General features: G+C 50.5%; 29 protein-coding genes. 25 read left to right on the forward strand and 4 right to left on the reverse strand.

The features are described from left to right. Positions 1-26: 26 nt before the first annotated feature. Both ACAN54_RS23820 and ACAN54_RS23825 read right to left on the reverse strand, forming a co-directional pair. Positions 27-260 (reverse strand): NUMOD4 domain-containing protein, encoded by a 234-nt coding sequence (locus tag ACAN54_RS23820; protein WP_379161319.1) that lies wholly within the window; start codon positions 258-260, stop codon positions 27-29. Between the two features lie 106 nt (positions 261-366). Further along, positions 367-561, reverse strand: coding sequence for a hypothetical protein (locus ACAN54_RS23825; protein WP_379161321.1), 195 nt, complete (start codon positions 559-561; stop codon positions 367-369). 229 nt (positions 562-790) lie between these two features. Between ACAN54_RS23825 and ACAN54_RS23830 the strand changes: the two genes are divergently transcribed. Both ACAN54_RS23830 and ACAN54_RS23835 read left to right on the forward strand, forming a co-directional pair. Beyond that, on the forward strand, positions 791-1,372 hold the full coding sequence (locus ACAN54_RS23830; RefSeq protein WP_379161323.1) for a hypothetical protein: 582 nt from the start codon (positions 791-793) through the stop codon (positions 1,370-1,372). Positions 1,373-1,518: 146 nt separating this feature from the next. After that, positions 1,519-2,160, forward strand: a complete 642-nt coding sequence (locus ACAN54_RS23835; RefSeq protein ID WP_379161325.1) for a hypothetical protein — start codon at positions 1,519-1,521, stop codon at positions 2,158-2,160. A gap of 342 nt (positions 2,161-2,502) precedes the next feature. Here ACAN54_RS23835 and ACAN54_RS23840 read toward each other — a convergent pair whose 3' ends face one another. Beyond that, positions 2,503-2,733: a helix-turn-helix domain-containing protein gene (locus ACAN54_RS23840; protein WP_379161327.1), complete on the reverse strand. Its 231-nt coding sequence runs from the start codon at positions 2,731-2,733 to the stop codon at positions 2,503-2,505. Between the two features lie 167 nt (positions 2,734-2,900). On the opposite strand from ACAN54_RS23840, the gene ACAN54_RS23845 reads away from it, so the two are divergent. From ACAN54_RS23845 to ACAN54_RS23900, 12 genes are all read left to right on the forward strand, one after another. Continuing rightward, complete coding sequence (locus ACAN54_RS23845) at positions 2,901-3,077, forward strand: hypothetical protein (RefSeq protein WP_379161329.1); 177 nt, start codon at positions 2,901-2,903, stop codon at positions 3,075-3,077. Then, positions 3,074-3,385, forward strand: a complete 312-nt coding sequence (locus tag ACAN54_RS23850) for a hypothetical protein (RefSeq protein ID WP_379161331.1) — start codon at positions 3,074-3,076, stop codon at positions 3,383-3,385. Before ACAN54_RS23845 ends, ACAN54_RS23850 begins: the two co-directional genes overlap by 4 nt. Further along, positions 3,385-3,705 (forward strand): hypothetical protein, encoded by a 321-nt coding sequence (locus ACAN54_RS23855; RefSeq protein ID WP_379161333.1) that lies wholly within the window; start codon positions 3,385-3,387, stop codon positions 3,703-3,705. The genes ACAN54_RS23850 and ACAN54_RS23855 overlap by 1 nt, the downstream gene beginning before the upstream one ends. Before the next feature lie 94 nt (positions 3,706-3,799). Further along, positions 3,800-4,066, forward strand: a complete 267-nt coding sequence (locus tag ACAN54_RS23860) for a hypothetical protein (RefSeq protein ID WP_379161335.1) — start codon at positions 3,800-3,802, stop codon at positions 4,064-4,066. After that, positions 4,044-4,370, forward strand: a complete 327-nt coding sequence (locus tag ACAN54_RS23865; protein ID WP_379161337.1) for a hypothetical protein — start codon at positions 4,044-4,046, stop codon at positions 4,368-4,370. The genes ACAN54_RS23860 and ACAN54_RS23865 overlap by 23 nt, the downstream gene beginning before the upstream one ends. Positions 4,371-5,768: 1,398 nt before the next feature. Next, positions 5,769-6,134 (forward strand): hypothetical protein, encoded by a 366-nt coding sequence (locus ACAN54_RS23870; protein ID WP_379161339.1) that lies wholly within the window; start codon positions 5,769-5,771, stop codon positions 6,132-6,134. 38 nt (positions 6,135-6,172) lie between these two features. Further along, positions 6,173-6,973: a phage antirepressor gene (locus ACAN54_RS23875; protein WP_379161341.1), complete on the forward strand. Its 801-nt coding sequence runs from the start codon at positions 6,173-6,175 to the stop codon at positions 6,971-6,973. A gap of 68 nt (positions 6,974-7,041) precedes the next feature. Further along, the gene (locus ACAN54_RS23880) at positions 7,042-7,908 is read left to right on the forward strand and encodes a hypothetical protein (protein ID WP_379161343.1); all 867 of its coding nucleotides are present in this window, start codon (positions 7,042-7,044) and stop codon (positions 7,906-7,908) included. A 58-nt stretch (positions 7,909-7,966) separates the two neighbouring features. Next, positions 7,967-8,425, forward strand: a complete 459-nt coding sequence (locus ACAN54_RS23885; protein ID WP_379161345.1) for a hypothetical protein — start codon at positions 7,967-7,969, stop codon at positions 8,423-8,425. Then, positions 8,418-8,618, forward strand: coding sequence for a DUF5659 domain-containing protein (locus tag ACAN54_RS23890; protein ID WP_379161346.1), 201 nt, complete (start codon positions 8,418-8,420; stop codon positions 8,616-8,618). Before ACAN54_RS23885 ends, ACAN54_RS23890 begins: the two co-directional genes overlap by 8 nt. A gap of 375 nt (positions 8,619-8,993) precedes the next feature. Then, complete coding sequence (locus ACAN54_RS23895) at positions 8,994-9,515, forward strand: hypothetical protein (RefSeq protein WP_379161348.1); 522 nt, start codon at positions 8,994-8,996, stop codon at positions 9,513-9,515. Positions 9,516-10,100: 585 nt separating this feature from the next. Next, the gene (locus ACAN54_RS23900) at positions 10,101-10,502 is read left to right on the forward strand and encodes a hypothetical protein (protein ID WP_379161350.1); all 402 of its coding nucleotides are present in this window, start codon (positions 10,101-10,103) and stop codon (positions 10,500-10,502) included. Between the two features lie 172 nt (positions 10,503-10,674). Here the strand turns inward: ACAN54_RS23900 and ACAN54_RS23905 are convergent, their stop codons facing one another. Further along, complete coding sequence (locus tag ACAN54_RS23905) at positions 10,675-11,172, reverse strand: tyrosine-type recombinase/integrase (RefSeq protein ID WP_379161620.1); 498 nt, start codon at positions 11,170-11,172, stop codon at positions 10,675-10,677. 436 nt (positions 11,173-11,608) lie between these two features. Here ACAN54_RS23905 and terL point away from each other — a divergent pair, with 436 nt between their 5' ends. The 11 genes from terL to ACAN54_RS23960 all read left to right on the forward strand — a co-directional run bounded on the left by terL (position 11,609) and on the right by ACAN54_RS23960 (position 19,880). After that, positions 11,609-13,420, forward strand: a complete 1,812-nt coding sequence (gene terL / locus ACAN54_RS23910; protein ID WP_379161352.1) for a phage terminase large subunit — start codon at positions 11,609-11,611, stop codon at positions 13,418-13,420. Between the two features lie 14 nt (positions 13,421-13,434). Continuing rightward, positions 13,435-14,892, forward strand: a complete 1,458-nt coding sequence (locus ACAN54_RS23915; RefSeq protein ID WP_379161354.1) for a phage portal protein — start codon at positions 13,435-13,437, stop codon at positions 14,890-14,892. Then, the gene (locus ACAN54_RS23920; RefSeq protein ID WP_379161356.1) at positions 14,892-15,725 is read left to right on the forward strand and encodes a phage minor capsid protein; all 834 of its coding nucleotides are present in this window, start codon (positions 14,892-14,894) and stop codon (positions 15,723-15,725) included. Before ACAN54_RS23915 ends, ACAN54_RS23920 begins: the two co-directional genes overlap by 1 nt. An 88-nt stretch (positions 15,726-15,813) precedes the next feature. Further along, positions 15,814-16,434, forward strand: a complete 621-nt coding sequence (locus ACAN54_RS23925; RefSeq protein ID WP_379161358.1) for a phage scaffolding protein — start codon at positions 15,814-15,816, stop codon at positions 16,432-16,434. Positions 16,435-16,494: 60 nt separating this feature from the next. After that, complete coding sequence (locus tag ACAN54_RS23930) at positions 16,495-17,421, forward strand: major capsid protein (protein WP_379161360.1); 927 nt, start codon at positions 16,495-16,497, stop codon at positions 17,419-17,421. A gap of 19 nt (positions 17,422-17,440) precedes the next feature. Next, positions 17,441-17,665 carry a hypothetical protein gene (locus ACAN54_RS23935; RefSeq protein WP_379161362.1) on the forward strand — a complete coding sequence of 75 codons (225 nt, stop codon included), beginning with the start codon at positions 17,441-17,443 and terminating at the stop codon, positions 17,663-17,665. 14 nt (positions 17,666-17,679) lie between these two features. Continuing rightward, the gene (locus ACAN54_RS23940) at positions 17,680-18,063 is read left to right on the forward strand and encodes a hypothetical protein (RefSeq protein WP_379161364.1); all 384 of its coding nucleotides are present in this window, start codon (positions 17,680-17,682) and stop codon (positions 18,061-18,063) included. Between the two features lie 128 nt (positions 18,064-18,191). Further along, positions 18,192-18,383, forward strand: a complete 192-nt coding sequence (locus ACAN54_RS23945) for a hypothetical protein (protein WP_379161366.1) — start codon at positions 18,192-18,194, stop codon at positions 18,381-18,383. Next, complete coding sequence (locus tag ACAN54_RS23950; RefSeq protein WP_379161368.1) at positions 18,383-18,772, forward strand: minor capsid protein; 390 nt, start codon at positions 18,383-18,385, stop codon at positions 18,770-18,772. The genes ACAN54_RS23945 and ACAN54_RS23950 overlap by 1 nt, the downstream gene beginning before the upstream one ends. 65 nt (positions 18,773-18,837) lie before the next feature. Beyond that, entirely contained in the window at positions 18,838-19,362 is a 525-nt protein-coding gene (locus ACAN54_RS23955) for a hypothetical protein (protein ID WP_379161370.1), read from the forward strand. A 65-nt stretch (positions 19,363-19,427) separates the two neighbouring features. Further along, the gene (locus tag ACAN54_RS23960) at positions 19,428-19,880 is read left to right on the forward strand and encodes a hypothetical protein (RefSeq protein ID WP_379161372.1); all 453 of its coding nucleotides are present in this window, start codon (positions 19,428-19,430) and stop codon (positions 19,878-19,880) included. The last annotated feature ends 11 nt before the right edge of the window (positions 19,881-19,891 follow it).

Raw genomic sequence — 19,891 nt, forward strand, 5'->3', positions numbered from 1 at the left:
AGATTGTATCATACAAGATTAGATTTCTACTTTAGTCCCGTATAGTCTGCGTAACTAGCGTTAGGAAAGGCGCGCTTCCGCAATTCAAACGTTTTAGCGAGCTTGCGTTCGCCGTTCTTATGTAGGTGGAAGTTAGCGTATCCGTACTCGTCGCCGTTTCGATGGCGCGCTTTACCGGTCTTTACCGAGATTATGCGTCCCGACCGTGTGATTTCGTATATTCCTTCGTAACCTTCGATGTCCTCCCGTTCCTCTTTCATAAGAACCTTCTTTAAATACGTATAATTCGCGTATAAGCGCCAGCAATCCGCACGAACTCCGGAGTACACTTCTCGATCTCACCGCCGTAATCCGCAATCTTACCGCCTAACACGCGTATTTGAACGTGCAGGCCGCACGCATATAGTACTCGCCGCGCACCTTAACGGACACCTCCGTAATATCTTCGATTACTCCGCTGCCGGCGAGCTCATCTCCGATAAAGACAACAATCGGCAGGCGCTCCATCTGCGCGGTGTACAAGTGAACGTTAGCGGTTAGCGGCTTCATAAAACGGTTCATTCTGCGTCGTCCTTTCGTGGGGTCTTCCGTAGTATTTCGACAAAAATAGCGCCAGTTCCTTCCATGGACGGCGCTTTTCTCTTAAAGTAGGCTGCCAAGAAAAACGTAAGGATCAAGCGTAATTCTAGTAAGTTCATCTCAGCTACTTATTTCGTAATGCCGATTGACACGAACAGCCAAAAGAATCGTATAATTAGGAAACATATTCTATTTATGGGGGTGTTTAATCATGAAGAAAATAAAGTTATTAGGAGCGCTACTTCTTCTAACTGTGGTGTTAGTTGCTTGTGGAAACTCCAAAGATAAACAATTCAGTGATCTTGTTACTCAGGCAGAAAAGCACGAATCAGCAAATGATTACCAGTCGGCCGTCAACGTCTACACGAAAGCGCTGGACATAAAGGAAGATGCGGACGCTCGAACCGCGTTGAATAGGCTAACAGCAGATATAGATCAAATAAGAGAAGTCAAGCAGACAATTAACGATCTTAAGGAACAGGCCGGTACATACAAAAATGTTATGACCTCCGCAGACCTACTAGATATGTGTGACGAAATGACGGAGTTGGTTAATCGCATTGACAACTTTGATACAAGTGGAAGTAGCCCCGCTGCAGATTATATCCAAGGTATAAAAAATTCCAATGTGTACTTTGATTTTACTTCGAGCATTGAGTCTGCGCGGATCTACCGCTTAGTAGAGGGCCAAGACGGTCATGACATATTCTCGGATGCCAAAGGTATCAGCGATAGTCTAGACGCACTGTTAGCGTCGGTTCCCGTCCCAGCCGGGTTTAGCGCGATTAAATAAGATAACGTTTTAGAAGTGCCAGTCTTAGCGGAATCAATCCGTTAGGCTGGCGCTTTCTTTTTATCCTCGACGGACTCAGGGCGTTTACGTCCCTAACATACCGTTACCGCGCCGCGATTGATTGCGGAATTGAACTCGTGCCGGTCATGCGTCATCTCGCGCTAACGGACGAAGAAAAAGAAGGTCATGCGTACTTTCTCAATACGCTAGGCCGCGATATATCAAAGAAGGAGAAGCAAGAAGCCGCCGTAAACTTGCGACGGGCAGGCAAGAGTTACCGGTTGATTGGCGAATGGTTGGGCGTTAGTCATAAAACAATAATGAATTGGGTTCCGAAAGAGGAAGGAATTTCAACTGGTGAAATATACCCAGTTGAAAACGTAGAGTCAGCGGATGGTAAGTTTCGCCCGGCAACCGCGTCAACCGCGCCTGCGATAGCTGAACGGACTGAACGAGTACAAGTTGCCCGCGAATCGGGACTTACGCTGCAGGAGATCGCTCAACAAGAAGGTGTGTCTATTGGAACGGTTCATGCGGATTTGAAACGTGAGATTGTACGCGAAGAATCGGAGTCAGCAGAAGAAGAAACGCACATAAGCGCAAAACCTGCGATCGACATGCGCATCTTTGAACTAATCGAGTATGCGGCGCGGACGGCTGCGGAGGTTAAGGAATACGGGGATTTGCCACTCGGGCCAGACCGTTCGTTGCTGCGATTTTTTCACGAGAGTCTGCGTCCGTTTGTCGGGATGCTCAACCGGCAAATTATTGCTGGTTGGAAACGTTAAATAGAGTGAAAATGTTCAAACGCTGAAAAATCAGCACCTGAACAAATTCCACGTGTGGAAAATTTCCCAGTTGGAAACGTAATCCGCGTAAGGTTAGCGCGGGAATTCCAGTTGATTCAAATGAAGCAGTTGGAAACGTAGAGTTAGCGCAATATTGTTCAACTGATCAAAAATTAACAGTTGCACTCACTACGTCAGACCGCGCTGGCGCCCTACGTATATCGACCGCTCCGCCTGCGTACGCCCTTGATATAGCCGCGCTAGATCCTTCCGAGGGTAGGCGTAAGGGTCCGGGCTATAGGCGCTAATTCAACGGTAAATCAACGTAAAAAAGACCGCTACCTATTCGGCGCGGTCCGTATTCGTATCTTCTACAAACTCGACAACTTCCTCGATCTTACATTCCAAGTCCTCGCAGATTCGCGCAATCACACTGAGCGCAACAAACTCCCCATTAGACATCTTTGCGATCGTTGCAGGGGACAGCCCGAGCGTATTGCGGAGGTATGTCTTTGACTTGTCTCTTCTAATGAGTGTAATCTCCATTGGCTTATAGCTTGGCCGGAGTTTCATATGTATTCCTCCTAGAGATCTGTACGCTAATTCTATATAAAGTGAACGATAAATTCAATAACGCAAACTTTTTGTACATAAGCAGTTGACATACTGTATGTGATAACATACTATAGGTTCATGAACACGAACGTTATGTACGTATAAATTAACAGGAGGTTTCAAAAATGCCGAATTTAATTTCGATCGCATCCGCTACTATAGAAGTTCCCTCGTACCCATCCCGCACAACCGGCCGTAGCGCCATAAAGAAACGCCGTGCCGCCCTTAAAGGTGCATTGTGGCCTTTCGCCAAAGCTTCCGTAATCCTTCTCGGTTTGTTCGTAAAAGAGGTGTTTTTATGAGCGGCCGTATCACCGTAGTATCCGAACACAACGATCCACTCGATCCCATCAACGGCCATGTCCGCTATGAGTACGCCGGAGTCCTGGTCGATCCAAATTACGCGTTCTACATTGATACGGAGTACCCGACGGTCGTACTCGAACGCGTGAGACTCGCCGGCAACGGTGAATACCATTCGACAGGCGGTCCCGGTGCGGTAGGCTTCGATCTTCCGGTAGACGACGTAACGTTCTTCGATCGCATCGCGGAAATGTCCGCTATTGAACTTCTGGTCGCGCTTGTCCGGCGCAGTAAGGAGGGCGCATAGTGAAACAAATCGCCATCATTGACCATTTCGGCGGACTCGACTTCCGCATTATCCCCGGCTACCTCGCTGACCGCTGCCACGCAGTCTATACGCAGGACGGCCGCCTGTTCCTTGTCCGTGTCGAGCGTGTGTATCAGACCGGACAGGACGCGTTATACATCGAGGACCGCAGTACTGCGGTGATTACGTTGTCAAACCGTGGTACGTACCACGATTTCGACGAGATCATCGCGCGGCTGCAGGGTATGACCGCCTGGGATTGGTTGACGCAGGAGGCGCTAACCTTTCACGGCCAGCAATACGATTTCCACATGATCTAGCCGCCTGACGAGTAGCGCTGCGGGGCGCACGAAACCGGGAACGCCCGGTCGCGGTTTACCGCAATCATACAGATTAATAGGGAGGTTTCACCGTATGAACGAAATTGGATATTGCATCTGCGCCCGCAGCGGCAACTACATCGCCACTTGGATTAACCCCGCGTTACCCTCAAACACGCCAGCACGTCGGCAACAAATCGTAGTCCTTTACCGTGCCTTTCTTCGCACATTACCCGCAACCGATCGCCGTGTCACCGGCGGTACACAGTACGTAAGCAACGAACAGCTCGAAGAACTTGGTTTCCTTGTCCCGCCAGTTGAAACGGAGGTAACTTCGTATGAATACGCCGTCTCAGCCTAAGTATCCGCGCATTAATGTCCGTTGGTTCCCCGAAGCCGGCAGCGGCATGGAGCCGGAGGATAACCGGGGCATCCTCGTAGCCGATAACGCTGCACTCTACCGTTCAGAAGACGGCCGCACCGCGCTGGGCCTCGTAGAGCCTGCGGATAAAGCCGACTCGTACCGAATCAAAGGCGCTGACCTCGTTTTGTTGTCGCGCGAATCACTGCCGAAGCTGGCCGACCGTCTCAGCGGTATGACCGCGCTTCAATACTTGATTTCGCTGGTGCCGCGTTTTGACTGCCCGGAGGAGTTACACGTATGAAGTATTCTCGAAGATTAGTGCGTAAGGACCGCCGCAGACTCTACATCCGCGAGGTCAACGATACATGGGCGGAAATTCGCTTACGTCCGCAAGGTGTACGGCTTGGATAACGGACGGCATCGTTCGATTTAACTTCGATGATGGCGCGCCAACGCCGGAGAAGACGATTAACGTCATTTTAAATGAGGGTATTACCGGACCGTCTTCGCGCAAACGATAGACGGCCGTAAAGTGTAGTTTCAACCAACACTTTGACAACTCGAATTGTCATCCGCGCCTGGTAACGCCAATTGCCGGGATCGCTACGCAGATAACTGAATGATTCGTGCACCCATGTCCGCGCCTACCGGTTGCAGCCGGACGGATCGCCACGCGGATAATCTCGCTGTCCAATTTTGGGCAGTCAACTCGGGACGACGTCGTCCCTTACCCCGTACCGTGCGTAATCACTGACCCCGCAAGTGGGGCGAGTAACCACGGATCGCCCTGCGGGTTATGACCTTCTCAGCGCCGCTAAGCGCTTCAACGTAGTGCGTCAACACTACGCGTAACAACCGTATGCAGCGCCAAATGTGTGCGGGATTCACCGGACGGCCTCTCCTAATCGGGCGAGGGGCTGTCCGTTTTACTTTATACAGGTATATACGCAACTTACGAACATACGTTTCAATTTATTTATAAAAAGAAAAAGTTTACAAAAAGCGCACCATTGGGTTATTTTTATATACCGAAGGACGCTTCCGTAAATGGTGGCGTTTTTTTCATGCGGCAATGTCCCAACTTCTTATAATTTTGTCCCTTATATAAGTATAGGGTGCGGGAGGTCGAAGTCATTACGGATATTTTAATGTAATGGTGCGGGAAGCCTCGGAGACTACGTTTATATAAGTAGGCGGAATATTTCGAGGGGATTGTGCGGATTGATTGAGTACGTCGGCTTTATTTATATGGCGGGTGTATGTTCCGCGATCGGCATACGTCATATCAAACGTAAGATTAATTTCCACACATAGTGCGCACAGTGTTATCGGCCGGGTTCAATATATGTATAGGAGAGTGTGTCGTCCGGCTGATGGGCGGTAGATAATACTGTAATGGTGCGGTAGGCTGCGCAGCTTGTAAGTATAGGAGTAGGCGGATATTTATTTTCGCTAAAAGTGTGCAGATCGTCATTGGACGTTGGCTTTATTTATACGGAGACTGTGCGAAAGGCTACGCTAATCGTGTATAAAGCAGTGTGCGAAACAGTCGGACGCGGCAACAAGATAGTGTAAGGTGCGGCGCCGACGAAAAAGTTACCGCAGCAGTGCGCAAAATGACTTCGAGCATTGTTGAAGTAGATAGACGGCGGTTATCCGCTTAACTATAAAAATCCTAACGATAAGGGAGGACGCTACTATGAACGATAATCGCTGCGTTGTCGGACGTTTCGGATCGGCGACGTTCACACTCGGACAAACAGCGCTGGCACTCGGCTGGGATGAGCGTACTATGCGCGAGTTCCTTTACAGACGCAAGGTGCTGCGCAAGTTCGGACTGCCATTGCAGCGCTATATTCCGAAATACTTCGTTATCCACGAGTTCGAAGTGACGGAGACTCCGGAGCCGCCGTTCATTATGCGCTACACCGGTGTAACTGCGGAGGGTATGGCGCTGATTCGTAGGGTTCGAGAAGGGGCAGACGTTAGTGTCCGAGGGGATGACGGCGATATCCAGGTAATGGTCGATCAGCCAATACCGACACGGCTGCCTTACGCCGCTTAGTCGTTTATATAAATCCATTATCACTAGGGAGGGTACGTATGGAACAGTTAACGAAGGTGTTTACGTATGAATCTGCGGAAGTGAGAACGGTAATGGTCGAGGGTGAGCCGTGGTTCGTTGCGAAGGATATAGCGGAGGTGCTTGAGTTTTCGGAGACCTCCGCTATGACGAGGTACTTGGACGATGACGAAAAAACCAACCTGTCAATTAAGCAGGGCGGTAGTAACTTAACCACGAACATAACAGCAATTAGTGAGGCGGGCCTATACTCCGCAATTCTGCGTAGCCGCAAACCGGAAGCTCGTGCATTTAAACGTTGGATCACGCACGAAGTTACCCCGTCAATTCGCAGGACCGGAATGTACGCGACCGACTCGTTACTCGATGATCCGGACTTATTACTCAAGACGGTTACGCGGCTTGCGGAAGAACGGCGCGGTCGGCTGGAGGCTGAGGCCCAGGTCGCTGCCCAGGCGCCAAAGGTTGAAGCGTTCGATACGTTCATCGACGCAGACGGGACGATGACGATCGATCAAGTCGCGAAATTGCTCGGCATGAAACCGAAAGTGCTACGTGACACACTGAGATCCCGCAAGTTGATCCGCCAAGACGGACTCCCCTATCAGCGGTTTACGCCTCGCTATTTCGAAGTCATCCCGTATGTGTCGCCTGGTGGGACTGCGCGGCCATATTCTCGTGTGACGACCGAGGGCGTTGCGTACATTGAGCGACTGCTTGCGGGCAAGTATGAACCGGAAGCCTCTCATACGGGTAACGTAATCGCATTTGAACCACGCCGACCTTCCTCGATAACGCTAAATTTAAACCTGAATGCGTAGACATACCAAAAGAGGCGCTCTCTTAGTTGAAGGCGTCTCTTTTACAAACAAACGGAGGTGGATTACGGATGGACTTTCGCCAAGCAGTAGCCGCATACCAAACGGACGGGGACCGTGCTATTATCCAGCAAATACTCGCGTACATGCGCGATCGAGCGGAGAGTCGAGCTGTTTATCCGGGGGATGATGCCTCGGTCTACGTGGCGATTCGCGCAAATAATATCACAGCTCCCGAGCGGTCAGCGCTTGAGTACGAGCCAGCGGCCCTACCCGATTACCGAGAATCTATATATGCAGCGCTGGGTATCGATATTTTTGCGGGTACCAATCTCTCTGAGCTGCGTACGTATGCCGCCGAAGTCCGCAGGTTCTTGGGTGCAAATGAATACGAAGCACTGGCCTACGCTATTGAACGGCACCTAGCATATAAAAACCACGAGTACTACGTCGTTATCCCTGCGCTAGAACACGCACTGACCCGCGCGGATACGTCGCACAGTGAGCGGGAAGTCGTTCGGTATGTAAACCGCGCGTTTCAAACGGAGTATATCCGACTGCTTACTATACTGAACGGTACGGTCCGCTTAGGACGACGTGATGAGCACGGTCGCTACCATAACGTATATGTCACTCCGGACAAGCCGGACGCCTGGCGCATAGTATTGGGCCGTGCTGTTGCTCCGGAGGTTTTGCCTGACCTACTCCTGAAACTGACCGCCAAGCAGCGCGATTATGTGGAACGTGCGTATAGCGTGGCCGCTGCGGATATTGAAACCGGGAACCTCAGCCAGTACAAAATGAGTGAGGACGGAGCGTACCGACTAAAAATGCGGTATATGGCCGGGAGATTAGGCGTAGAGGAAAGTAATCTAGGAAAATGTTTTGCAAATATACGAGGACGTGTCGCTAATTTTATTCCGACTATTGCATATTAAGGTAATTGTAAAGCTGAGGGGCCTGGTTGGCCTACTAAAACAAAAGGGGAAATGACAAATGCATGCAGTAGCTTATAATGTCCCAGGTAACAGCTCAAACGAGAATCTATCCGGAAATCTTGGCGATGTTTGGAACGGTGGTTATTTCTGGCGAGACCTCTTTAAGAGCGGCGTAGATAATCGGCTACTCCTAGTTCATGTCGTAGATCGCCTGACGACGGTTGCGTTGCAGATGGCAGAGAGACGTACGGCACTTAACGACTTGGCCGGCTATTACGCACATATAACGGGTGATGAGATTCCGCAGGATCAGCGGCAACGATTAAACGCATGGGTATCGGCCGGCTACGACCTGCAGGATTCGTCAATCAAGTCTGAATTGGAGATGCGCCTACAGCGTGATCGTGAGCGCCCAATTGAAGATCGTCAGGATATTCCGATCGGTAACAATCCTTGTGCAATCAACGGACGACGCAAAGGATCAATGCTTATCGCTGGTGGTGCGGACTATGAGTGAGCACTACGTTGTCACTTCTCAGCGCGTAGCCGGGCATCTTATGACGCTCGGCTTCGTCCTGAAAGGGATCGGAAGCAACCGCAAATTTCCCGAACGGAACGTGTTTTTCTTCAATAATACCGAGCATTTACAACGCGCTATTACTGTTTTCAATGAAAGCAGAGCCGCAGTTGGAACAAAAACAAACGAATAGGAGTGATAAACTAATGTCATTTGAGACTAAAGACCCTTCAAAGGCCGCGCTATCCCTGTTATCGAAACTAGATGCCTACACACACCCTGTAAGTTACGCTCTTTGCTCTAATCCGAATGCGGAGATGGGGCAAGATGACATAGAATTTATGACTAAGAAGGACGTTGCAAAGCAGGTGGGACGAAGCGTCGGACATATAAGAACGCTTCTTAACGAACTGTGTAAGTCGGGCTTGATCGCTTATGTATACCTGGGTCAGTTTACACGGATATTTGTTAACCCAATTGAACATCCGGTTAGCAAGAGAGAGCCGAGTAAATTTACGGCATCTATGTTTTTAGCGAACCTAGCAGCCGCTAAGAAGGAGGCCGGCGTATGAGTGATTCCGCTAAGCCGCTGCCCAATGATAAGCGTACGCTACTAGACGGGGCGGCCGGTTATGAAACGTACAATCGCGAGCTTATTCGTAAAGTGTTCCCACGCATCATAACCGAAGCATACGACGAGGTTTTTGCGGGTTCCAAGCGTAAGCCGGAGATACGCGATATTGTTGCGCTATACTTTCTATTACAATCGTACATTGACGGGAACCATACGCGCGCAGACGGTACACATAATGACCGTTTCGGCGCGTGTTTCCTTTCGTATGAAGCGATTATGGCTGCGCTGCGTATCGACAGGCCCCGCGTGAAGCTATTGGCGGATATCCTCGATACTAACGGGATTATACGGACTACGAGTCACTACGAAGGAACACGGCGCTTTAAGTGGTACTTTCCGTCATACTGCCCGCGTATTACAGACGACGGGTACATTGTTGACGAGGATGGCGTAGTCATCAAGCCAGACTTGTCTGTATATAAACCGAGACGCCGCGCGAAAGAAGACGCCGCTTAGAGGGCATAAATTGCCTTAGTGTGCGCAGGGCGTACGACCGATAGTAGGCGCAGGGCGCATTACGGTTAGTACGTCCTATGCACACGGTAAAGATAGAAAGTAGTAAGAGAGAAAGATGTAAAAGAGAAACAAAACATTACCGCATCGGATTAATTCGCTACGCTCATGAATCCTCGCGGGACAATAGGATTAATAGATTATTCGCGCATAAAGATAGTTTCGAAGGAACGGTAGTGACTGAGATAGATTTTGCAAAGGACTGAACTCTTACCTATTCATGATGATTAATCAAAGTAGAATCTCATGTAGGCAAAGACAAGGAATAGCGCAGATCTAAATAAACGCAGTTTACTTCGCAGGTATAGCGCTATATACCGAATCTATTAAGCGCTAGTATCACGTTAAGTATCGATATACGCAACGCATATTTAAGCGCTGTTCTTACGCTTTGCCCGAGCGTATGAGTAGCGCTATTTATTTGCGCTTTCTACCGTTAAATATACGTTGATATGGGCGTTCTATACGCAGGGTAATACAAACTCTAATAAGCGTCAGTCAGGCGCTAATAATACGGGAGGAATTACGGTGGCATTGAAACGGTTAGAAGCGCACCATCTTATCGCACTGAACTATCTTGCGCTACCAAGGCGCGGAGGATTAACGATGGAACAGATTGGAGAGGCCGCAAGTGTATCGCGCCAGTCCGTGTACGATTGGTTAAAAGATCCGCTATTTGAACGCGAGCTTAAGAAGCAGATTACGCGGAACACTCTCGATCGGATGCCGGAAGTAGTGGACGCAATGGCTGACGCAGCAATACGGGACGGTAACGCTGCAGCCGCTAAGCTATTGCTAACGATGAACGAGATGTTAACGGAGAGAGTGGACGTTACGAAGACGGATGTAACCGGACTGGACCGCGAAGAACTCGACCGTAAGATTGCGGAGTATAGAGCGCGCAGAGACGTAGGGAGTGCCGATGTGTAAAGCGTAAGGGATACGTAGTGTTTGCGCGCATTAGATGAAGGAACGCGAATGGGTGCGGCTTGACTGCGGTTTACGCTAGGCATAAACATCGGCTGCGATGCTCTGGCGCGTACCCTCCGAGAATTTTCGGAATGGCGAAAAGGGTACGCATTATCTACGTAACCTCCGATCGTTACAGCTTAAACCCTTCGAGGGACTCGTCGATCTCGTCCTGGCGTATGCCTATGTAACGCTTCGTTATTGATGGCGCGGAGTGGTTGAATATCTCCTGCAGCGCGGCTACGTCCTTATTGCGCTTGTAGTGATGATAACCGAATGTCTTGCGCATTGTGTGCGTACCGATATCCGTTCGATCGATCATCTCGCCTGCCTTTACGAGCGCTCTATACGCCTGCGTTGGCGTGATATGGCCGTTGCCTTTACGGGAAGGGAACAACCAGTCTTCCGGGCTCATGCCGCGTATATACGCAGTGATTTCCGGCTGTATCGCCTTGAGATTAACGTTGCGGACCTTACTGCTCTTTTGCTCAACGATTCGTACGTGCGTCTTGTCTTTGACGTCCGCGACCTTGAGCGTGACTATATCCGATACGCGAAGGCCCGTATTTATTCCGAGGGTAAACATAAATAGATTGCGTTCGCCACACCAGCGACGGAGTGATTGCTTCATGTCTTCGATTTCCTCACGGCTTCGTAACGGCTGGACATCGTATATAGCTTTCTTTTCGTTCACTTTGGCACGTCCTTTACATACGAAATAGTACGTTGAATGTACGATTACGTTATCATGAGCCAATCATAACACGCAACCCTAGTAAAATCAACGTTTTGAATGTACGAAAAGATACAAAATCATACATTCGGAAAATTATGAGGGCGGCCCACCCCCGGCACCCCTCGAAGGGCCTACGTTTCGTGGCGTGTCGGTCCGCGAATCAAAATTAACTTTGAACTTTACGTTATTTCCGCCGGTATCGTAGTCTCGCTGGCATACGCTTGTTTTTACCGTAGAATCACCGTTAAATTAGCCCGCGTAAGCCTTGGAGGGTATAAACGGAAGGTTACACTGTACAAACGCTAATTCCACGACAATTCTACGGGCTGACATGGCGCTGCGTTTTTGCGCCAATTATATCGAAGGAGGTGGCGCGGATATCGCTTGGATAAATGACCGCTGGATTAAACGAGATGAACGCGCCGAGATGATCTCGGGACTCGACGCACTTATCGGGGCGATGACCGCGAGCCTTGATACGTTGACGTACGAAGAAGAATCGGAGCTTGCGCAATATTTAGATGAGATCGATCGATTAGCGCGGATTCATCGGGCGGAGGGAGACCTGCTGTATTTTGCTTTCGAATACTTCTCGGAGACGCGCAATCCGGGTAACGCGGGTAATTGGGACGGATTCGATATCGTGAGCCTTGATGAAGCACCCGCATTTCACCGTGAAATCTGCGAGGAAATGGACAACGTTTCGATGCGGACCATTAACGCTAAGGTAGTGCGGGCGGCGCCGCGATCTCACGCTAAATCATCGTATTTATCAAAGGCTAAGCCCTTGCGTGAGATAGCGTACCGTCATCGTAAGTACATCATTAATATTTCGGAGACACCTACTGTATCAACCGGTAACCTTGAATGGATCGCGGGGCAGCTCAAAAGTAACGAAAAGCTCCGGCGCGATTTTGGGCCGTTGCTTTCGCCGAAACAGCAAGCAAATCCAAAAGACAACTCCACGGAGTTTATCGCATGGGAACCGCAGCCTAACGGAGTACCTCATTTACTTACGAAGATGGAGGCCGCAAGTAGTAACCAAACGTTGCGTGGCCGAAATTGGGAAGGCGTACGGCCAGATCTCATTATCTGCGATGATTTGGAGGACGTAAGGACGAACGCCGCAACGCCTGAACAGAGGTTGAAACTGCGGGACTGGTTCTCTCAGACAGTTGTACCGCTAGGAGATCCGGAAGGTAAAAAGACCGCGATTATCTATATGGGAACTGTCGTACATGTTGAATCCTTGCTCCGAACTGTAATGAAGCGCCCTGACTTCAACGCGAAGCTATATAAAGCACTAATCGAGGAGCCTGAGCGGGCCGATCTATGGGACAATTGCCGCACAATTTATCTAAATACAGACGACGAGGATTCGGTAGCAAAGGCACGAGCTTATTACGAAGCGAATCGCGAAGAAATGGATCGCGGAGCCGTCGTGCTCTGGCCTACGGTTCAGCCGTTATGGACACTGATGACGTGGAAATGGGCAAACGGATCGAAGGCATTCAACACCGAGTATCAAAACACGCCGATTGACGAAGAGTCTGCGATTTTCAATCCGGAAGTATTTCACTATTACGATGAATCCGACTTATTTGACGAATCGGGGCGTCCTAGAGCGCTTGAATTATACGCGTTTTGGGATATCGCACAAGGAAAGAACAGCCGGTCGGACTATAACGCTATCGTTACGATAGGAAAAGACAGATTAACCGGCGTGATGTATGTACTGGACGCCTGGGCGCGCAAATGTCCGGCACATATTGCGTTAGATCAGTCTGTTACGGCAATCGTAGAATACGGGCATAAGGTCTTTGCGATTGAAACAGTCGGCGCGCAGCACGATATGTATCGTCAATTACAGGAACGGCTATCAAAAGAACGCATCGGGACCACTCGACTAAAGCCCGTCATATCCCGCACTAAAAAGGAAGTTCGCATAGAGTCATTGGAACCACTCATTGAGAGTGGTTTTTTACGTTTTAACCGTTCGCACCGCCTCTTGTTTGAGCAAATGGAGCAATTTCCTTCCGGGACACATGACGATTTGCCGGATGCACTGGCTGGCGCTGTAGAGGTCGCAGGTGGAACGGGGCGGCGCGGACGGACGTGGCAGAGAAAACCAAAAGGACTTTAAAAGGAGGTTAGGACTTGTTCGAGGTAGGGCATATTTATCCACCAAAAGAACACGAAGACCGAATATCCCGGTACAGAGAGAATGCAGAACTAATAAGCTGCAGCAAAGACATGATTAGGCGAATTGCTCAGTTACTCGAAACAGAAGAACATCGGTTTATTTATACGAACTATGCCGGGTTAATCTGCAAAAAGTCAGCAGACCTACTATTCGGTGAGTCTCCGATATATAGCGCTGGTGAGGACAGTTCTAAAGAGCAAAAAGCCCTTGAGCGTATTGTTAAGGACAACGCGCTAGGTACTGTCAATTACGAAATGGCCTACGGTAACGCCTATCGGGGCGACTCGTTCTATAAAGTGAAGTGGGCGCAGGAATATCGCGGGGCCTTACCCGAGACACTCGATCCTTACCGCGCCGTAATCGAAGCGCAAAACGCAGCGTATGTGTTTCCGGAAACTATCCCAGGTAACGATAAGAAAATCGCAGCTTATCATATCGCGGTTCCGGTAAAAGTTACCGAAGGGAACTCTGTAAAATGGGAACTTTTCGTAGAGACGCATAAGCCGAGCGAGATCATTACGGCTAAATATGCAATGTCTGCGCAGTCGACTAAAGATGGCGAAGTTATTTCGTGGAATATTACCGAGGAACTTGAAGCGCCGGGCGATCCAATCGAGACAGGCGTACCCCTTCCGCTAGTAGTTCACGTTCCTAACTTTGCGCTTGATACGTCTTGGCAAGGCGTCGACGACATTACTGAGAATAGGGCGCTTCTTCGCGAGATTAATCACCGTCTTACGCAGATATCTAGCATCCTGGATAAGCACGCCGATCCAATTCTCGCGGTCCCAACTGGCGTATTAGAAGACGGTCCCGACGGCGTGCCTCAGCAAAAAGCGGCTTACGCTAAAGTGTTTGAGATCGTAGGAAAAGACGACGTTATACCGCAGTACGTTACTTGGGACGGACAACTTGAGTCCGCTTTTAAAGAGCTAGACAAGCTCATTGACGCGCTGCTAACCGTCGCTGAACTTCCTCCGGTGGCTCTCGGTAAAGAGAACGCTGGAACTAGCGGTGCGACGGGGCTCGCGGTCAAATATCGGATGGGACCACTGCTTTCGAAGACGACGCGTAAACGCCAGTATTTCGATAAAGCGTTAATCGAGGTGCTTTTCATCGCGCAATTATTAGAACACGCACAGTCCCGTGAGGATCTCGGATATACTCCGACGAAGCCACACATTATTTTCAAAGACGGACTGCCTACGGACGCCCGCGAGATGGCAGAAATAGCGCAAATACGTACGGGTGGAAAAGCGACATTGGCAGTATCTGATGCGATTAAGCGGTTGGACGGAGTGAACGATGAACAGGCCGCACAAGCAATCGCGCGGATTGACGACGATGAATCGCGAACGGCTGGAACGGTCGACTCCTCAGTATTTAATGAGACCGGCGAGAGTGCTGCGTAATGGTTATACCGGACCCGCAATACGATTACGACGTCGGTCTACTCGTTCACGCATTCAAAACCGCAATACTCGATATAACTGGCGAACTCTCCCGTCTTGACTTAACCGGCCTATCCCGCGCTAATTCAAAGTTCGCACTCGCGGAAGTTTCAAAGATACTCAGCGGACTCAACGCGGAGTCTGCGGCGTGGGTAGAAAAATACGTACCAAAAGCGGCGACCGACGGAGTAATCCGCGCGATCGTCGATTTGGGCGTTGTGAACACCATGGCCGAGGCGGAGAACATTGCGAAGTTTAACCGCATCAATCGCGAGATGGTCGCGGCAGCCGTAGCAGATACACAAGCGGACGTATTGGCGGTTACGCAGAATATCGAGCGCAAGGTACGGAGCGCAGTCCGCCAGGCAACCGCAGATTCTTTGCGGAGGAATATGGCGAAAGGGGTTAACGGCAACCGTACGATTAGCCGCGATATTCTCAGCGGAATGAAGAGGACGCTGGGCGACTCCGTTAATACCGGAATAATTGATTCGGCCGGAAGGCGCTGGGACCCAAAAGTTTATACCGACATGTTGGCGCGAACAAAGTTATCGCAAGTACATCGCGAAGCTACGACAAATGAGGCGATTGGACGAGGGGCTTATTATGCGGTAGTGTCGCGCCACGGTGCCTCGGATGCCTGCCGCAATTGGGAGGGCCGGATAGTGAGGCTGATTCCGGAAGCGCCCGGCGACTTTCCGTTTGTAGGCGAAATCCCGAGGCGCGAACTGTTTCACCCGTCATGCCGGCACGTTTTATCGCCAATACGTGATCCGAAGTTATTGGAGCAATAAGGCTCCGCGTCCAGACGTGAATTGACGCGATAAACTTTACGGTTAGCCATTCGATAGCCGACGGGCTCAAAACGGACGGAGGAATACGATGGAAACCGAATTTACACGTAGCAAAGTCTCACGATATCCGTTGAATCTGCAGCTATTTGCGGAGGGCGATCCCGATCCGGACCCAACGCCGGACCCAACAGACAAGACGTTCACACAGGCGGATCTAGACCGCATTGTTGCCGACCGTCTCGCGCGTGACCGAAAAGGACGCGAAGATTACGACGATATCAAGGCAAAACTCGCTGAGGTGGAAGGTAAGCAGGCTACAATTGCAGCGGAGAAAGAGGCTGCCGAAAAACGCGCTCAGGAAGCCGAAGAAGTGCGCTCGAAAGTGTTTGAGGAGGCTAACGCGCGGTTGGTAAAGGCGGAGTTTAAGGCGCTGGCACACTCCGGAGAGCTGAAAATCCGGGCGGATGCAGTTGACGATGCGTTCAGGCTCGCGGACATGTCCGCAGTTACAGTTGATGATGCTGGCAATGTAGTCGGAATAGAAGACGTAATTAAAGTGCTAATCGAGTCTAAGCCATATCTGGCAGACACGGCCGGCGGTAGAAGCCGTCAAATTGGCGGGGATACAAACGGGGGGAGCCGTAAGCCTGGAACTGACGGGCTTAGCACTCGCGAGAAGCTTTCCGCAGGATACGCTGCAGGTAAATAAGATAGCAGAGGGCCCTAAATGGGTTCTTTTTTATTACAAAAAACTAGGGGGATTTATAAAATGGCATTGACACTATTGGAATCCGCAAAACTTTCACAAAACACGCTTCAACAAGGGGTAATTGAGACTTTCGTGCAAAATGCACCAGTGCTGCAGCTTATGCCGTTTATGGACATTCAGGGCAACGCCTACACGTACAATCGCGAGGCTACGCTGCCTGGAGTTGCATTTCGCGGCGTTAACGAAGCCTACACCGAGTCCACTGGCACGGTTAACCCGGTCACTGAGAGCCTGGTAATCCTGGGCGGGGACGCTGACGTTGATAGATTTATTCAGCAAACGCGCTCTAATATCAATGATCAACGCGCAATTCAAACGGCATTGAAAACAAAAGCGGCGGCCTTCAAGTTCCAAGACACTTTCTTCAACGGTGACACTGCTGTTGATTCTAAATCATTCGACGGCTTGAAGAAACGCCTTACCGGTAGTCAGTTAATTACGGCAGCCACCAACGGTTTGGATCTAAGCGATGCAGCAAACGCGGCCCTATTCCTCGAAGCTCTGGACGCTTTGATTTATCAGACTCGCGGTAGAGCAGACGCGCTGTTCATGGATTCTAAGACAATGATTAAGGTCAACTCAATTGCGCGTAAGCTTGGCTACTTCACTCAAAGCGAGGATGCTTTCGGTAAACCGGTCGTTACTTATAACGGCGTTCCAATGTTCGACGCAGGCGATAACGCTGCTGGAAATAAGGTAATCGGCCACGCTGAAACAGCCGGAACAGCAACCAACACAACTTCAATCTACGCCGTTAAATTTGGTGCAGACGAGTTCGTATCCGGTCTGACTAACGGTGGCGTGATGGTTGAAGACCTCGGCCTTCTGCAAGAAAAGCCGGCTTACCGTACGCGTATCGAGTTTTACACGGGCCTGGCGCTGTTCGACGGTAAATCTGCAGCTCGCCTATCCGGTATCATTGCCTAATTAAACGGGAGGTGCGCAGATGTACGTAATAAAAACGCCTAACCCTAACTATGACGGGACGACAATCGGCGTCAAGTTTAGCAACGGGATGGCCGTGGTTGAAGACGAGGATCTGCGCAAGATTCTCGTTAATGATTACGGCTATATTTCGGAAGAAGACGAAAGTAAACCGGAGGAGCCGCAAGTCAGCGCCATAAAATCGTCAAGGCCGCGTAAGACTGCCGCAAAGCCCTCCGGTAAATAAACGGAGGTGTGCGCATGTCAACATCAGTAACCGCAGCAGAGACTTATATTAGCGCGAACGTAATCGATATTGAAGGATGGGCGGACTCAGACGTAGCCAAAAAACAACGATTGTTAAACGTGGCTGAGCGTACTTTGATTCGCTATTATTCTAAGTACTCGGTTCCAGACGACGCGGTGTATGAATTTGCTGCGGCTCTGGCTACGGTCTACAGCGACGTAATGGTGCAAGGTCAGCGCGGAATACAGGCGACATCACTCAGCGGAGTTACCTCGATGACCTTCCGTGATGGTTCACGCGAGTTAATTGTACTGATACCGCAAGCCTGCCGGGATCTTATCGGAGACGCGAACGGTGTCAAGATACCAACGCGTAGAGTCGGGAGGTTGATTCCGTAATGGCGCTGATACCGCTCAAACAGACCGTTCAAATTACGCCGGCGGGCGGCTTTGATCCGGATTATAACACGCCGATACCTGGCGTCCCTTACGCGTTGAAATGTAGGTTCCAGGAGGGCGTTAAGCTCGTGCGCAATCAATACGGAGCCGAAGTCGTGAGCGTCGGCACGTTTATATTCGATAAGCTGGCGGATATCTCACTCAGCGATACATTTACGTACACAAACGAATTAGCAGCGGAGACAACGTACACGCCAATCGCAATAAGCGTAAAACGGGCGCTCAACGGGAAGCCGCTGCTAACGGAGGTGGACGTATAATGGTAGGGGCGATAGCACTCACATTAGCGGATATCAACGCAGCAGTGCGTCTGGCAATGCCGGGCATTACCGTAGTCGGCAACGATTTTATAACGGGCAATCCGGATGATTGCGCCTATGTGCGGATAACAGGCGGCGGCGCTCCTCGCGAGTGGTCGTCCGTTGCTTATCCGGCGTTCCAAGTCGTAATACGTTCGAAAGCGCCGGCGACCGCTGAGGCGAAGGGGAATGCGTTAATCGCGGCGCTGCACGGTAAGACCGAGTTTATGCTCGGGAGTACGCGCGTGGTGAAATGCCTGGCGGATCAATCTGCGCCGTGGTATCTCGGTCCGGACGAGAGTGGCCGCGCACTATACTCCGTAAATTTTACGTTAACAACGTCACTATAAACGCAGGGCTGTCCGTAATCGGGCGGCTCTTTTTTTGTTACGCACATTAAAGGGGGAAATAACGAATGGCTCAAGACTTTAGCAAGATCGAAATCGGACCGGCAATCGTTGAGTACGGGGATGGCGCGGGCATGGTCACGTTTGAGACCACAATCGGCGGCGTTGTGCTCAACACGGAGACAACTTACCGCGAGCAGAAAACGGACCAAACCGGTGAGACAGTCGTCGGAAAGCGGATTACTGGCCGTAATGTGAGCGTGACGGTCCCGTTTGGCGAGTACGAGATTGATACGATTCCGAAGATTATGGCGGGCGCTGAGGTAGTTACCGGGACCGGCGGGTCTAAGGTTCTCATTAAAACCGGAGTCGGCGCTAACTTGATCGATACCGCTAAGAAGGCCGTAATCAAGCCGCTCGCGCACAAGACCGATCCGGGCTTTTGGATTACGCTACCACTGGCGTACAGCGAAACGGACCTGTCCTACTCGTTTAATAACGAAAATGAACGGATCACTAACGTAACGCTCCGGTCCACTCCGGATACTGACGGGGTAGTCCTTATTTTGGGGGACGTTCTTATTACTCCGTAGTACCTTACCTTAACCAAAAGGGGCGCGTAACTGCGCCTCTATTTTATTTATAGGGAGCGAAAATAATGCAGCTATTTAAGCGTTCAGATAAAGCGGCCGAAACGGAAGCAACCGCGCAGGAAATTCCCGTAATTGATCCGTCCGTAGTCACACTCGGCGGCCATGCGGTTAAGGTGCGCAAGGTAACGATTAAGCAATGGCGCGAACTGTTTACGGTCGTCGGCACGTTGCCACAAATGTTAATCAGCGTAATGACTGCGCCAGAAGAAAGCCGGATATCGTACCTGCTCGCGGTCGTTGAGCACGCATTAAGTGACGTTGTCAACGTGGTAAGCGTGTTGACCGATCTTGAGGCGGAATGGATCGATGAGAACGTAGCGCCTGACGAATTGATGGCGTATTTCACCGCCGTTGCGCGCGTGAACGATTTCGGCGGTCTCCTAAAAAACGTGCAAGGCGCTCTAAAGCTGACGCAAACGCTGGACAAAGCGGCGGACGCAGCGATGAGCGCGGAATAACGATTGAACAC

Source organism: Paenibacillus diazotrophicus, from assembly GCF_042610465.1.

What these genes read in the sequence shown, in the direction of transcription:
- terL (WP_379161352.1), top strand. Translation starts at nt 11,609, where the DNA reads ATGGCGCTGCGTTTTTGCGCCAATTATATCGAAGGAGGTGGCGCGGAT.
- ACAN54_RS23925 (WP_379161358.1), top strand. Translation starts at nt 15,814, where the DNA reads ATGGAAACCGAATTTACACGTAGCAAAGTCTCACGATATCCGTTGAAT.
- ACAN54_RS23875 (WP_379161341.1), top strand. Translation starts at nt 6,173, where the DNA reads ATGGAACAGTTAACGAAGGTGTTTACGTATGAATCTGCGGAAGTGAGA.
- ACAN54_RS23950 (WP_379161368.1), top strand. Translation starts at nt 18,383, where the DNA reads ATGGTAGGGGCGATAGCACTCACATTAGCGGATATCAACGCAGCAGTG.
- ACAN54_RS23935 (WP_379161362.1), top strand. Translation starts at nt 17,441, where the DNA reads ATGTACGTAATAAAAACGCCTAACCCTAACTATGACGGGACGACAATC.
- ACAN54_RS23830 (WP_379161323.1), top strand. Translation starts at nt 791, where the DNA reads ATGAAGAAAATAAAGTTATTAGGAGCGCTACTTCTTCTAACTGTGGTG.
- ACAN54_RS23895 (WP_379161348.1), top strand. Translation starts at nt 8,994, where the DNA reads ATGAGTGATTCCGCTAAGCCGCTGCCCAATGATAAGCGTACGCTACTA.
- ACAN54_RS23865 (WP_379161337.1), top strand. Translation starts at nt 4,044, where the DNA reads ATGAATACGCCGTCTCAGCCTAAGTATCCGCGCATTAATGTCCGTTGG.
- ACAN54_RS23955 (WP_379161370.1), top strand. Translation starts at nt 18,838, where the DNA reads ATGGCTCAAGACTTTAGCAAGATCGAAATCGGACCGGCAATCGTTGAG.
- ACAN54_RS23820 (WP_379161319.1), bottom strand. Translation starts at nt 260, where the DNA reads ATGAAAGAGGAACGGGAGGACATCGAAGGTTACGAAGGAATATACGAA.
- ACAN54_RS23850 (WP_379161331.1), top strand. Translation starts at nt 3,074, where the DNA reads ATGAGCGGCCGTATCACCGTAGTATCCGAACACAACGATCCACTCGAT.
- ACAN54_RS23890 (WP_379161346.1), top strand. Translation starts at nt 8,418, where the DNA reads ATGAGTGAGCACTACGTTGTCACTTCTCAGCGCGTAGCCGGGCATCTT.
- ACAN54_RS23880 (WP_379161343.1), top strand. Translation starts at nt 7,042, where the DNA reads ATGGACTTTCGCCAAGCAGTAGCCGCATACCAAACGGACGGGGACCGT.
- ACAN54_RS23920 (WP_379161356.1), top strand. Translation starts at nt 14,892, where the DNA reads ATGGTTATACCGGACCCGCAATACGATTACGACGTCGGTCTACTCGTT.
- ACAN54_RS23960 (WP_379161372.1), top strand. Translation starts at nt 19,428, where the DNA reads ATGCAGCTATTTAAGCGTTCAGATAAAGCGGCCGAAACGGAAGCAACC.
- ACAN54_RS23860 (WP_379161335.1), top strand. Translation starts at nt 3,800, where the DNA reads ATGAACGAAATTGGATATTGCATCTGCGCCCGCAGCGGCAACTACATC.
- ACAN54_RS23940 (WP_379161364.1), top strand. Translation starts at nt 17,680, where the DNA reads ATGTCAACATCAGTAACCGCAGCAGAGACTTATATTAGCGCGAACGTA.
- ACAN54_RS23870 (WP_379161339.1), top strand. Translation starts at nt 5,769, where the DNA reads ATGAACGATAATCGCTGCGTTGTCGGACGTTTCGGATCGGCGACGTTC.
- ACAN54_RS23840 (WP_379161327.1), bottom strand. Translation starts at nt 2,733, where the DNA reads ATGAAACTCCGGCCAAGCTATAAGCCAATGGAGATTACACTCATTAGA.
- ACAN54_RS23835 (WP_379161325.1), top strand. Translation starts at nt 1,519, where the DNA reads ATGCGTCATCTCGCGCTAACGGACGAAGAAAAAGAAGGTCATGCGTAC.
- ACAN54_RS23905 (WP_379161620.1), bottom strand. Translation starts at nt 11,172, where the DNA reads ATGAAGCAATCACTCCGTCGCTGGTGTGGCGAACGCAATCTATTTATG.
- ACAN54_RS23885 (WP_379161345.1), top strand. Translation starts at nt 7,967, where the DNA reads ATGCATGCAGTAGCTTATAATGTCCCAGGTAACAGCTCAAACGAGAAT.
- ACAN54_RS23825 (WP_379161321.1), bottom strand. Translation starts at nt 561, where the DNA reads ATGAACCGTTTTATGAAGCCGCTAACCGCTAACGTTCACTTGTACACC.
- ACAN54_RS23845 (WP_379161329.1), top strand. Translation starts at nt 2,901, where the DNA reads ATGCCGAATTTAATTTCGATCGCATCCGCTACTATAGAAGTTCCCTCG.
- ACAN54_RS23930 (WP_379161360.1), top strand. Translation starts at nt 16,495, where the DNA reads ATGGCATTGACACTATTGGAATCCGCAAAACTTTCACAAAACACGCTT.